Source organism: Pseudomonas sp. G11 (assembly GCF_029457515.1).
Classification (GTDB): Bacteria; Pseudomonadota; Gammaproteobacteria; order Pseudomonadales; family Pseudomonadaceae; genus Aquipseudomonas; species Aquipseudomonas gorinensis.
In genome coordinates this window covers 3335311-3347357 of record NZ_CP120377.1, presented here as the reverse complement: position 1 = coordinate 3347357, position 12047 = coordinate 3335311, and the positions used below count along the sequence as shown (strand labels likewise).

The following is a 12047-nucleotide window of genomic DNA, read 5'->3' as shown; positions in this document are numbered from 1 at the left end:
CAAAACCCGCTAGGCTTAGCCATGGAGTGGCTGACCTGCGGGTTTGCTGTCCATTCATCCTGTGGGAAAGGCACGCTCATGAACCTCGACAACAACCGCACCGCCCGTGCCATCGGATTGGTGTACAGCGCCTGCTGTTACGTGGTGTTCCTAATCACGTGCTTATATTTGATCGGCTTCGTCGGCAACGTGGCAGTGCCCAAGAACATCAACGATGGCCCCCTCGTCGCGTGGCCCGTCGCCGCGCTGATCAACTGCGCACTGATCCTGCTATTCGGCGTCCAGCACACGGTCATGGCACGTACAGGCTTCAAACAATGGCTGGCGGCAATCATCCCCACGTCGGTGGAGCGCTCCACGTATGTACTGCTCAGCAGCCTGGTGCTTGTGCTGATATTCTGGCTGTGGCAACCGATGACGTTCACCGTTTGGAAGGTTGAAACGACGTGGGCCAAGGCCCTGTTGATTGGCCTGTTCTGGCTGGGCTGGGGCATCGCTTTACTGGCAACCTTTTTGATCGACCACTTCGAACTGTTCGGGCTCAAGCAGGTCATCGACCGTTGGCGCAAACCCACACCGCAGGCGCCAGTATTCAGGACGCCGCTGCTTTACAAGATCGTGCGCCACCCGCTGTATCTCGGTTTTCTGATCGCCTTTTGGGCAACGCCGTACATGACGTCTGGGCACCTGCTATTCGCGATAGGGATGACGGTTTATGTCTTCATTGGCGCCAGCTTTGAAGAGAAGGACCTGGTGAGGTTGTTTGGTGAGCGGTATCGCCGGTATCAGCAGGAAGTGAGCATGATTTTGCCGTGGTCGAAGACACGCAAAAAAGACCCTGAATAGCCCTTTGTGGCGAGCGGGCTTGCCCTAATGCCGTTCAGTTATGCGTACATCGCCTTCTGTAGGAGCGAGCTTGCTCGCGAAAAACGTCAACGATAACGCGTGTTTCCTGAGTGAACGCGGCGCCTGTGAGTTCTTCGCGAGCAAGCTCGCTCCTACAAAAAAGCTTTAACTGAACGGCATTAGGGCTTGCCCCGCGTTGGGCTGCGCAGCAGCCCCAACACACAGCCCCGGAGCTGCCTGGCACACTGATCGACCGACACGGGCGATATGGCGTTCATAGGCCATACAGACATCCATCTGAGAAAAGGGAAAAATCCTGGGCTGCGACGGCAGCGTAGCATTCGCATTCTGGGTTTGCTCTTCTAGGATTTTTCCGATAAGGGTTTAATGCGCGAACTGCATGCATATAGCCCCACGTTTAAAAGTTTATTGAAAGAAGCTTTCCAGCCCCTGTGCAACCTCTCACTTTTGAAGCCCCATCAACTCTCGATATTTAGACCAAAAGTGTTGCGCGCCTAATAAACACCTGGCACTCGCCCATGAAAAATATCGAGCCCGCCATTACAACTGCCAACAACTAACTAAACAGACATCCCACCCCTCTCATTAAAGCTCGCAGCACCTAAAAATCTCAAGATAATAAGACCCCCTCCAGCCATAGCTAAAAAATATAAAAACCTGTGAAAAGTAACAGGTACATATTTTCCTCGCACTGATTAGCCTTTACATGCAAAGACAAAAATGCATCGGCTCGCCGCCCATTTTATAGGTATAAAAAGAGGCACATCATGAAACGCATAAGGCATCTAATACTCTTAAGCCTCTCCTTTCTATTCAGCCATGCCAATGCGCAATGGAGTTCAGGTTCGCCTATTGACTCCATTACCGACGGCCAAAACACATTGATCGCCATTCAAAATCAATACCACGATACTGCCGTCGACTGCGGAACCGTTAACCGCCCGGCTTTTTTGTGCAATGGCCTCTTGTTAAGGGTGACCAAAAAATCCAATGCTTATAGAGTCTGGGACCCTAGCCCAACATCAATCGCCAGACACTCAATTTCATTTTCTTTTTTAAGAGCAGACGCCAAATTCTCAAACTTTGCCTGGAATCTGCCCGATGCGAATGGCTATATAATCTATCCCAATCTTCTGGCACCGCCCGGCAAGATCCCGGTTGATGTTCTTTGTTCATTCCCGAAAGACTCCTGGGACTGGTATCGCGATGTTCCTTGCGGCAGCATCACCCTGGAGAATGGGAAATACTTTCAAGCCAGTCGTTTATGCGCCCTACAAGGAATCACGACCGCCCAACAATGGTTACAACACTGGAATGACAGCGCTTCATTCTCTGACCCCTATCTATCTCAGTGTGGATTCGATGTGAGAAAAACAGTACCGGGAGGCAGTATCCCGTTCATGGAGTCGATCAAGGCGAAGAACCTGCTGGGTTTTGCCCCCGATTGGAATGATCTGCAAGTTACCGCCTGGCCACCCAAAAGCGGCAGTACTTTACCGATTCAAGCCTTTTTTTTCACAACCGCCGCGAGCCTAGCTGACGCCCAAGCCAATCAACAAGAGTTCTATACAGACACCGGTATTATTGTTCCAATACTCAGTCTAAAACTCCCCACCTCGGCACAAGAGGAGGTAGTGTTTGGTTTCAGTTCCTCGAACCAGGCCGTCACTGGCCCGGGGGCGCCCACCACTGCCCTTACCCGTCCTACGATTGTGGAACCGGCGGAAGGCGCCACGGTTTCCTCCCCCTTCACTATTTCCGGTAAGAGCGCACCGTATGCCGAAATTGAGGTATATCCAAAAGAGGGTGCGTACTTGCTTGGTAAGACGACTGCTGGCTCAGATGGCACCTGGAGAATCCCTGCTGCAACGATGGCCAGTTATGATCCGATCACTGCCAGGCAGACCCTCAACGGTCAAACGTCAAATTGGGCCGACGATCGTAACTTTTCACTGAACACCTCGACCTGCACGTCCTATATTGCTTCCGCTTCCTGGTTGTTACGTTATGACCCTGGCACCAACAAAGAACAATGGACTCTTTCGGTAATCCCTACCGCTTGCGGCAGGCTCATTGGCCCAGATAAAACCGACGCGGCTTATCAAGAACTCGTTCAGAAATATGCCAACGACCCACAATGGAAAAATAACGACGGCGGCGGCATGCGTCGACAATTTGTCTGTCACCTCGCCATCGCAAAAAACAAAGCGGAGTGGAACTTGGAACCCTTCCGGCCGAATGTGTCTCACGAGACCGCTGTCGCCGAAAAATGCAATCCCATCTGAAACCCGATTGATTAACGTGAAAGCCACTCACCTGGATCAAGCTCATGGACCTAGCAGTGTTATCTGCGGGTTCCATGAGCTTAGAGCCTGTTGAGTCATTCATTTAACCGTGCACAGGGTCGCGTTAATCTCAAAACACCGACCACCCAATCCGCTCGCTCAACAACTCCAACGCCTTCATCCCCGCCAGCGAATTCCCCGCTGCGTTCAACTCCGGCGACCATACGCACACGGTGAACTGCCCCGGCACCACCGCGACAATCCCGCCGCCGACCCCGCTCTTGCCCGGCAAGCCCACGCGGTAGGCAAAGTTGCCCGCCTCGTCATACAGCCCACTGGTGGCCATGATCGAGTTCACCTGCTTGGTCTGGCGCGCGGTCAAGATCTGCTCGCCGCTGTGGGCGCTCACCCCCGCGTTAGCCAGGAAGCTGAATGCCCGGGCCAGATCCAGGCAGCTCATCTGCAACGCGCAGTAGTTGAAGTAACTGTGCAGCACCGCGTCCACATCGTTATGGAAGTTGCCGAACGACTTCATCAAGTAAGCCATGGCCGCGTTGCGTGCGCCGTGCTGGGCTTCGGATTCGGCAACGACGCTGTTGACCAGGATCTGCGGGTTGCCCGACAGACGCCGAACAAAGTCACGCATCGACAAAATCGGCACGGCAAAGCGTGATTGGTTGATGTCGCAGATCACCAGCGCGCCGGCATTGATGAAGGGGTTACGGGGTCGCCCGCGTTCGAATTCCAGTTGCACCATGGAGTTGAACGGTTGCCCCGAAGGCTCGTGGCCCAGGCGTTCCCAGATGGTTTCGCCACCGTGGTCGATGGCCTGCACCAGGCTGAATACCTTGGAGATGCTTTGCACCGAGAACAGGGTGTCGGCATCGCCGGCGCAGTAGGCTGAGCCGTCGTTGCCGTACACCGCAATACCGAGTTGGTTGGCCGGTACATCGGCCAATGCGGGGATATAGTCGGCGACTTTGCCGAGGCCGATCAGTGGGCGCACTTCGTCGAGGATCGCCGATAGCATCGCCTGCATAGCGTGTGAGGTCATCGTTCGTTGAATCAGTGATAGCGGGGCGCGGAGGATACTTCAATGTGCTAGCAAGCCCCACACAATCTCCCTCTCCGGTTCGGCAAAGGTGAAGGAAATCAGCCGGGGCGGACTGTCTACAGTGACTGACGCCCCCCCGCCCGGTGCACATTTCAAAATTGCGCCACATCGCAAACCCGCTCATCGAGCACGTCCCGCGCCAGTGCCCACGCCTGCTCCCGGGACCCTACCACCAGCAGCGGATAGCCCCACGCCTTGCTGAACGTGATGGTGAACGGTTTGAGCGCCAGGCGTTTGGCCGCGCTCGGTTCCACCTGGATCATGCCTTTGACGAACGCGCGCAGGGCCGGTTTGTTTTTCTTCATCCAGATCGAGGCTTGTTTGCGCTCCTCGTGGGAGTGTTCGTGATTGTTCTCATCCACGGCTTTTTCATGCAGTAGCAGGAAGGGTTGCTGACGCGCCAACAGGCTTTCGAAGATCACAAAGGTATCGTCCGGCCCGCCTTCGTTGGGCGCGTCAAAGACGATTTTCACCACAGGGAAGGTTGAACTGTCGAGTCGCATGGCAAAGCTCCTGAATGAGAGTGGATCTCACTATAGGCGCCGAACCGCTGGACGACATTGCACAGAATAGCCAGAATGTTTCGCAACTCAGCCAAGCCGCGGCACTGCCATGAAGCGCCATCGTCTCGACCTGCATGACCCCTCGCGCGCCAAGGATGCCGACCTGATCCCACGTGCCGTGGTGGCAGTGAGCGCCAGCAGCGCATCACAGAATTGGGAGCACGCTCCACACACCCACCGCAAGGGCCAGTTGATGTACACCCTGCGCGGGGCGATTCATTGTGAAATCGAGGCCGGTATCTGGATCGTGCCGCCGCAATGCGCGCTGTGGATTCCCGGTGGCATGCCCCACGCGGCCCGTGGCTCCGGGGCGGCGGAGGTGTATTGCCTGCTGGTCGACCCGCACGCCGCCAACGCCCTGCCCCCGCAGGCGTGCACCCTGGCAGTGTCCGGGCTGCTGCATGAGCTGATCAGCAAAGCGGTGAGCTTCCCGCCGTTATATGAAGTGGACGGGGCCCAGGGGCGCTTGATCAACACGCTGCTGGACGAACTGGCCATGGCCCCGATCGAACACCTGCACCTGCCGATGCCCCAGGACCCAAGGCTGCGCCGCCTGGCTGACAGCCTGCTGGCCAATCCCGCGGACAAGGCCACCCTCGCCCAGTGGGCGGTACGCATCGGCATGAGCGAACGCAGCATGACGCGCCTGCTGCTGGAGGAGTTTGGCCTGAGTTTCGGCCGCTGGCGCCGGCAGTTGCATGTGATCCTGTCCCTGCAACGCCTGGCCAAGGGTGAAAGCGTGCAGCGGGTCGCCCTGGACCTGGGCTATGAAAACGCCAGCGGGTTTATCACCATGTTCCGCAAGGCAATGGGCCAGCCGCCAGCGCGTTACCTGGCCGACCGTGCCGGAGCCTCGAGTGCCAACGCCGCGTTGGCACCTGCCGCCATTGCATTGCACCCAGGCAGTTGATCAGCGCTGCAGTGGAATCCGAATATCGCCGTCGCGGCACTGGGTCTTCACACTCCGGGGGCAGCCGGCAAACCGCAGTTCCTTGCTCAGGCACACCCGCACTTCCGATAACACCTTGCCCTTGCAGATCACCGCCACGCTGTGGTCGCCCATGGCGGGATTGCTCTGGCGAAACAGGTTTTCGATGTCGCGCGCCTGCAGGTAGGCCGGGGCATCGAACGGCTGCAGCTGTTGCGGAATCTGTACCGCGCCCAAGGCCGCATCGGTCGCCTCCAGATAGCGCGAAGCGTCGAGGCCGCTGCAGGTACCGTGCTTGGTCCATTCGTGTTTGAGCAATGCCCGTGTCGGGAATATCAACGCGCCTTTGGCCAGGTCTTGCGCCGACAATCGCGATTGTGGATCACACGATGCCGGCCACCCGCCCTTTGCGTACTGCGGCCATAGCCCATGCAGCACAAACCCATAGCCCTTGCCCGAACATTGCTCGTTGTCCGGGTGCGTCAGGCAGAAGGTCGGCGACCACGACAGCGACAACACATAAAAATCAAAATCCCCGGCTGGCCGCTGCTCACGCGGTGCCGCTTGCGCCACCATACATGCCAGCACCCACCCCATAGCCATCCAGGCTGCCTTGTAGTTCATCCGTCTGTTCCTTGAAAAAAGAGGCGACCATTGTCGGCCCGCGGGTGTCCCCGGCGATAGGCGCCGAAGCCACGCGGCCTTGGGGAAAACTACTCAGGATGGTAGGGATTACGCTTCAACACTTTGTCCAGGATGCGGTCGGTCTTCAACGCCTCGATCGCCAGCGACGGATGCTCGGCTTCGCCACGAATGTGTGCGTTCATCGCCAGCACGTGATGCCACTGGATGTGCTCGTGGCACGGCACTTCCAGCACCTCGTCCACGTCGCTCTCAAGGTGCAGCGGCTGGTCTTCGAACACCGCAAACGTTATGCGGCCGCGACTGCCGATCAGCTCGACGCGGTCTTCACGACGGTCCGCGACGAAGTTCCAGCAGCCCATCCCCAACGCCCCCGAGCCAAACGTCCAGCAGGCGGTCACCGCATCTTCAGCCGTGTACTCCCCGGCCTGCCGCGCGGTAAACCCGCTGACCTCGACAATGTCCCCGGCCAGGAACTGGAACAGATCGAACCCGTGGCTGGCCAGGTCGACAAAATAACCACCGCCGGCAATGGCCGGGTCGGTGCGCCAATTGGCGGCGCTGGCGTCTTCGGCGGCTGGCGGCTTGCAGAGGCTCCAGTTGACCTGGCGCAACTCGCCGATACGCCCGGACCGCAACCAGTCACGCACTTGCTGGAAACGCGGCAACGAGCGGCGGTAGTAGGAAACGAACAGGTGCAAGCCAGCACGTTCGAAAGTGCGCTGCATCAACGCGCTCTGCTCGGCGTTGAGGGCCATGGGTTTTTCGACGCAGCAATGCTTGCCCGCCGCCGCGACCATCAGGCTGTACTCCAGGTGGCTGTCGGGCGGCGTGGCGATGTACACCGCGTCCACTTCGGGGTCGTTGATCAGCGCTTGGGCGTCGGTGTAGAAGCGCGCAATGCCATGACGTGCTGCATAATCGCGCACAACCGCTTCGCGGCGCCCCATCACCGCTACCAGGGCTGAGCCTGGCGCTTTGTAGAAAGCCGGTCCACTCTTTAACTCAGTGACACTGCCACAGCCGATCATGCCCCAACGTACGGTCGTCATCAGTTTTCCTCGTCCGTTTTCATCAATCAGGCAGTATCCACGTACCTAACCCGACGCGCTACAACCACCTAGCATGACAATTGCATTACACTTTTGTGACAGACATTGCGCCGTGGGAGCACAGATGATGAAAATACGCGCAACCGTCATTTGCGAACACGAAGGGCATATCCTCTTCGTACGCAAGGCCAGGTCGAAATGGGCACTGCCAGGTGGCAAGGTCGAACAGCATGAACGCCCCGTCGGCGCGGCCGAGCGGGAGCTGGAAGAAGAAACCGGGTTGAACGTGGACGGCCTGCTGTACCTGCAGGAACTGAAGGCCCGCGACACGCTGCACCATGTGTTCGAAGCCTCAGTGGTGAATATCGCCGATGCACGGCCCTGCAACGAGATCGTCGACTGCCAGTGGCATGCCTACGGCGCTGTGGACGAACTGGACACCACCGACGCCACCCGGCACATCGTCAAATCCTTCCTGCGGCGCCTGTAGCGCCGCACTCAGCATCCTTCGCGGTCGCCAACACTGAACGGGCAATCACCTGTCAATGTTGACAGTAGACCGATCGACGTCATCGGCTTACGGTCGTAGACGCAGGTTTCGCTGCCACAGGAAGGATGCAATGCCATGAAGCTACTCTACGAATTCAAAGAAGTGTTCGGGGACGATGACATACCCGAAGTCCTGATATCTCGCCTCAGCGATGAAAATAACGAACTTGATAAGCCAGACTTCACCGTACGTGTGTCTTCACTCAACAATGACGGGAAGTATTACGTTATCAGCAAGCCGGAAGATGTGGATGGTAACGGTAAAGGTGACAAAAATGACGCGTCCTACTATGAGCTGGCCGCCAAGCTGGTAACCGACTTGGTCACCTTGAGCGACATCGGTGATAAGAAGCGCTTTAGTCGCATATTGATAAGATTCAAACCTGGCTCAACAACGGATATCGAGATCCTGCATTTCAAAGACGGCAACAACATCATCTCTGCAGCTGACTTTATCGTGACGGTAACAGACCCCGACCGCTACGGTAAGTATCGAAAAGTCAAGGACCTCATCGACGCCGATGGCGATGGCGACGCAGACAGCAATGACCGTCTGATTTACCGGACGCTGGCCACATCGTTTGCGTCAATGACAGACCCGCGCCCGTAGCAGGTCTGTCAGGATGAAACAGCTCAGGATCGAGGCTTACTCCCTACCGACTCCAGGGGCATCGATTTGTTTTTTGCCTGCCCGCGCATGTACAACGCCTCGACCAGCTTCTGCCGCTCATCCTGGGGCAGGTTACCGGCGAACTGCGCCAGGGTGCTGTCCACCAGTGCCCGAAGGGCCATATCGGCCTCCCGTGCCTTGGCCAGCTCTGCCACCAATGCCTCACGGTCCAGGCTTGGCGCTTCCAATTGCTTGATCACACCCAATCGCGCTTCACGCCCCGCCATGATCAGCGGCTGGCTGTCGTCGCGATTGTGGCGCAACAACTGGCGCAGCTCCCTGCGTCGCTCCACCGGCAGCTTCAACATCGCCTGGCGCAAGCCGTGCTGATTGACCACCGCTGCGGCGGTCGGCGTGTTGGCCATCCAATGGTAGAGGCCGCCACCGACGCCGCCGATAAGAAACACGTTGAGCAACACCGAAACGAGCAACCACGGCTTGAGGGATCTGCTTGTCATTGCTCGGCTTCCTCGGCATTGACGGTGAAGACGACTTCCGCGTCGCCCTGGTCGAAGACGCTGGGCAGCACGTCGGATGACCGCATGGGCAGCGGCACGCTCATGGACGCCACCAGCATTCCCGTGACGACGCCTGCGATCCCTACGCCCACAAGGCCGGCCGGCGATAGCCAACCGGCGTAACGCGACCAGAAAGACTCACCGCCCACTGCGGATCGGCGAATCTGCCTGACCAACGCCGCGTCGGCGACGAGCGGCTGATAGCTGTCCAGCTGGCTGTCGAGCCAACGCGCCTGCTGCAAGGTTTCGCGCGCATGCACATTGCCGCTGCGGAGCAATGCCTGGGCCGGTGCCTGTTCAGCATCGGGCCAGCGACGCAGGTCCGCCCCGTAGGCGTCGGCCAGATAAGCAAAGCGTTCGGGTGTCATGGTGTTCCCCTTCCTGGGCGGGCAAGCCCGGGTGTGTCGGCAAGTTGGCTGCGCAACTGGCGTCGGGCCCTCGACAGCAGGCTCTCCAGTGCCTCGACGCTGATATTCATCAGGGCCGCGGCGTCGATATTCGACAGCTCCTGGTAGTACTGCAACACGATGGCTTCGCGCTGGCGCTCGGGCAAGGCCGTCAACGCGGCGGCCATGCGTGCATTGCGGTCCTGGGTTTCCAATTGCTCTTCAGGCGATGGCGAGCTGTCTGCCACCTCCAGCGCCTCTTCGTCGCTCAACGGGCGCTCCTTGCGCCGGCGCAGGCGGTCACGGCACAAGTTGAGCACCACCCGGTGCAGCCAAGTATCGAAACGCGCCTCACCACTGCGCCAATTGGCAGCCTGGCGCCAGATGCGCAGGAAACTTTCCTGGGCCACGTCCTTGGCCTCGTCGGCATCGCCCAGTATTCGACCGGCGAGCGCAAGCAACCGGGGTAGCTTGCGGGTCACCATTTCGTTGACGGCCGCAGGTTCGTTATTGCCGATACGAGCCAGCAGCTCAACGTCCGGATCAGTGTCTTTCAATCGGGCAAGTCTCGGTCCGGGGCTAAGAGGTTTCAGCGAATCCAGTGCCCTTCACGCCAATAACAGTTCGGGCCATGGGCTTCCCAGTGCCCAGGCTCCCAGCGGGCATGGCGCATCACCGGCTGCCAGTGACCCGGCACCCAGGCGTAACCGCGTCCTTCCCAGCGCCAGTGGCCAGGGTCCCAGGCATAACCGGGGCGCTCGGCGGGAATCATTTCCACGCGCTGCGGGGGTGGCGCCTGCTGGATGATGATGTCGGTCTGGGCAAAGGTCGGGGTACTGACGAACGCGGCGAAGGCCAGCGGGATCAGCACGGCATAACGCAAATGGGCCAGGGGTCTCATGGCAACTCCTTCATTGGCGTGCAGGAATACACGCTGCTGATGGGTTGAACGGCGTGTGCCGGAAAATCCGTCGCAGGCCGCGGCGTTTTTTTTCAGGCAGTGGTCAAACGCAGTATTGCGCAGGGGATGGCAAGGCTTGATGAAATGTTTGAAAGCTTCGCGACGGATTTACACGGGTGACGGCGTTTAACCAGTACGCACAACACACCCATGAGGAAATACCATGTCTCGTCGCCTATCCATGCTGGTCGCCGCCTTGTTGATCGTCAGCCTCAGCGGCTGTGTGATCGTGCCGGAGCATCGGCATTGCTGCTGGCGCTATTACGGCGCCGCCGCGACACCGACCGACACCGTCAACGGCTGATCCCGCGCGCTAACCCCTCCGCGTCCGGCCTGGAGCGCGGGGGGATGCAAACGTATCGACCATGCCGCTTTTCACCGCGTAAATGCGCCACGGCTGACGCCAGAATGCCCATCACTCGACCTCCCGTCTGCTGCTGCACCCAGCGCTTGACTCCAGCCCATGATCAAATGACGCTGTTGGCGTTTAGCCATCATCGCGAGCCGCCCAATCATGAGCACCGAACTCCCAAGCCTGCCCGACAGCGATGTGTACAAGACGCTGCTCGAATCGACCAAGGCCATCCCCTGGCGCATCGACTGGCAGACCATGACCTTCAGTTATATCGGCCCGCAGATCGAAGCGCTGCTGGGTTGGGCGCCGAAAAGCTGGGTCAGCGTGGATGACTGGGTGGAGCGCATGCACCCGGATGACCGCGAATACGTTGTGAATTTCTGTGTCTCGCAATCCCGTGCCGGGGTGGACCACGAGGCCGATTACCGCGCGCTGACGGTCAACGGCGACTATGTGTGGATTCGCGACGTGGTGCATGTGGTACGCAAGGATGGCGAGGTCGAAGCGCTGATCGGCTTCATGTTCGATATCAGCGAGCGCAAAAAGACCGAAGAGCACCTCACTCGCCTGCAAAAACAGCTGGAGGAATACTCCTTCCAGGACGGCCTCACCAGTATCGCCAACCGCCGCATGTTCGATACCGTGCTGGAACGCGAATGGGCCAGCGCCCAGCGTAGCCAGTTGCCGCTGTCGTTAATCATCCTGGATATCGATTTTTTCAAGCAGTACAACGACCACTACGGCCATATCAAGGGTGATGAATGCCTGCGCCAGGTGGCACGCACGCTGTCATTGGCGGCCAACCGACCGCGGGACTTCATCGCGCGCATCGGCGGCGAGGAATTCGTTTGGTTATTGCCGGAAACCGACGCCGCATCGGCCAGGCAAGTGGCGCAACGTTGCCTGCATCTGATTTGCCAGCAACAGATCGAACATGGGTTTTCACCGGTATCAAACCTGCTGAGCCTGAGCCTGGGGGTCGGCACGCATATCGTGACGCCGAACAGTGCGATGCTGGGGTTTGTCGAAAGCGTCGACAAATTGCTGTACCAGGCCAAGCACAATGGACGGATGCGTGCAGAGTTTGCCGAAATAGAAGTGTGATACCGAGGTCAAATCGCGGGCAAAAAAAATCCCAAGTAGCTGATGGAAACTTG

The 12047-nt window shown here is 58.5% G+C and carries 15 protein-coding genes; 7 read left to right on the top strand and 8 right to left on the bottom strand.

Annotated features, from left to right (window positions below; translation table 11 throughout):
* The first annotated feature begins 78 nt into the window (after positions 1-78).
* Together mddA and P2T68_RS15420 are read left to right on the top strand one after the other, a co-directional pair.
* The gene (gene mddA, locus P2T68_RS15425; RefSeq protein WP_277379542.1) at positions 79-846 is read left to right on the top strand and encodes a methanethiol S-methyltransferase; all 768 of its coding nucleotides are present in this window, start codon (positions 79-81) and stop codon (positions 844-846) included.
* A gap of 788 nt (positions 847-1634) precedes the next feature.
* Positions 1635-3152 (top strand): DUF2599 domain-containing protein, encoded by a 1518-nt coding sequence (locus P2T68_RS15420; protein WP_024075988.1) that lies wholly within the window; start codon positions 1635-1637, stop codon positions 3150-3152.
* A 130-nt stretch (positions 3153-3282) separates the two neighbouring features.
* Here the strand turns inward: P2T68_RS15420 and glsB are convergent, their stop codons facing one another.
* Together glsB and P2T68_RS15410 are read right to left on the bottom strand one after the other, a co-directional pair.
* A complete protein-coding gene (gene glsB / locus P2T68_RS15415; RefSeq protein WP_024075989.1) occupies positions 3283-4191 on the bottom strand; it encodes a glutaminase B in 909 nt (302 codons plus the stop codon).
* Positions 4192-4358: 167 nt separating this feature from the next.
* Positions 4359-4769 carry a hypothetical protein gene (locus P2T68_RS15410; RefSeq protein WP_024075990.1) on the bottom strand — a complete coding sequence of 137 codons (411 nt, stop codon included), beginning with the start codon at positions 4767-4769 and terminating at the stop codon, positions 4359-4361.
* A 109-nt stretch (positions 4770-4878) separates the two neighbouring features.
* Here P2T68_RS15410 and P2T68_RS15405 point away from each other — a divergent pair, with 109 nt between their 5' ends.
* Positions 4879-5739 carry a helix-turn-helix transcriptional regulator gene (locus tag P2T68_RS15405; RefSeq protein ID WP_102625531.1) on the top strand — a complete coding sequence of 287 codons (861 nt, stop codon included), beginning with the start codon at positions 4879-4881 and terminating at the stop codon, positions 5737-5739.
* On the opposite strand, the gene P2T68_RS15400 is transcribed toward P2T68_RS15405, so the two are convergent.
* Both P2T68_RS15400 and P2T68_RS15395 read right to left on the bottom strand, forming a co-directional pair.
* The gene (locus P2T68_RS15400; protein ID WP_024075992.1) at positions 5740-6381 is read right to left on the bottom strand and encodes a ribonuclease T2; all 642 of its coding nucleotides are present in this window, start codon (positions 6379-6381) and stop codon (positions 5740-5742) included.
* Between the two features lie 89 nt (positions 6382-6470).
* Positions 6471-7451 carry a Gfo/Idh/MocA family oxidoreductase gene (locus tag P2T68_RS15395; RefSeq protein ID WP_024075993.1) on the bottom strand — a complete coding sequence of 327 codons (981 nt, stop codon included), beginning with the start codon at positions 7449-7451 and terminating at the stop codon, positions 6471-6473.
* A 127-nt stretch (positions 7452-7578) separates the two neighbouring features.
* Here P2T68_RS15395 and P2T68_RS15390 point away from each other — a divergent pair, with 127 nt between their 5' ends.
* Positions 7579-7941: an NUDIX domain-containing protein gene (locus P2T68_RS15390; RefSeq protein ID WP_041161240.1), complete on the top strand. Its 363-nt coding sequence runs from the start codon at positions 7579-7581 to the stop codon at positions 7939-7941.
* Positions 7942-8076: 135 nt separating this feature from the next.
* Complete coding sequence (locus P2T68_RS15385) at positions 8077-8610, top strand: hypothetical protein (RefSeq protein ID WP_024075995.1); 534 nt, start codon at positions 8077-8079, stop codon at positions 8608-8610.
* 23 nt (positions 8611-8633) lie between these two features.
* Here P2T68_RS15385 and P2T68_RS15380 read toward each other — a convergent pair whose 3' ends face one another.
* From P2T68_RS15380 to P2T68_RS15365, 4 genes are read right to left on the bottom strand one after another with little or no spacing between them, the layout of a single operon-like run.
* A complete protein-coding gene (locus P2T68_RS15380; RefSeq protein WP_024075996.1) occupies positions 8634-9128 on the bottom strand; it encodes a periplasmic heavy metal sensor in 495 nt (164 codons plus the stop codon).
* Positions 9125-9556 carry a hypothetical protein gene (locus P2T68_RS15375; protein WP_024075997.1) on the bottom strand — a complete coding sequence of 144 codons (432 nt, stop codon included), beginning with the start codon at positions 9554-9556 and terminating at the stop codon, positions 9125-9127. Before P2T68_RS15375 ends, P2T68_RS15380 begins: the two co-directional genes overlap by 4 nt.
* Positions 9553-10131, bottom strand: coding sequence for an RNA polymerase sigma factor (locus tag P2T68_RS15370; RefSeq protein ID WP_277379541.1), 579 nt, complete (start codon positions 10129-10131; stop codon positions 9553-9555). Before P2T68_RS15370 ends, P2T68_RS15375 begins: the two co-directional genes overlap by 4 nt.
* Positions 10132-10163: 32 nt before the next feature.
* Positions 10164-10475, bottom strand: coding sequence for a YXWGXW repeat-containing protein (locus P2T68_RS15365; RefSeq protein ID WP_277379540.1), 312 nt, complete (start codon positions 10473-10475; stop codon positions 10164-10166).
* A 223-nt stretch (positions 10476-10698) separates the two neighbouring features.
* On the opposite strand from P2T68_RS15365, the gene P2T68_RS15360 reads away from it, so the two are divergent.
* Positions 10699-10839: a hypothetical protein gene (locus P2T68_RS15360; RefSeq protein WP_024076000.1), complete on the top strand. Its 141-nt coding sequence runs from the start codon at positions 10699-10701 to the stop codon at positions 10837-10839.
* A 210-nt stretch (positions 10840-11049) separates the two neighbouring features.
* The gene (locus P2T68_RS15355; protein ID WP_277379539.1) at positions 11050-11994 is read left to right on the top strand and encodes a sensor domain-containing diguanylate cyclase; all 945 of its coding nucleotides are present in this window, start codon (positions 11050-11052) and stop codon (positions 11992-11994) included.
* Positions 11995-12047: the final 53 nt, after the last annotated feature.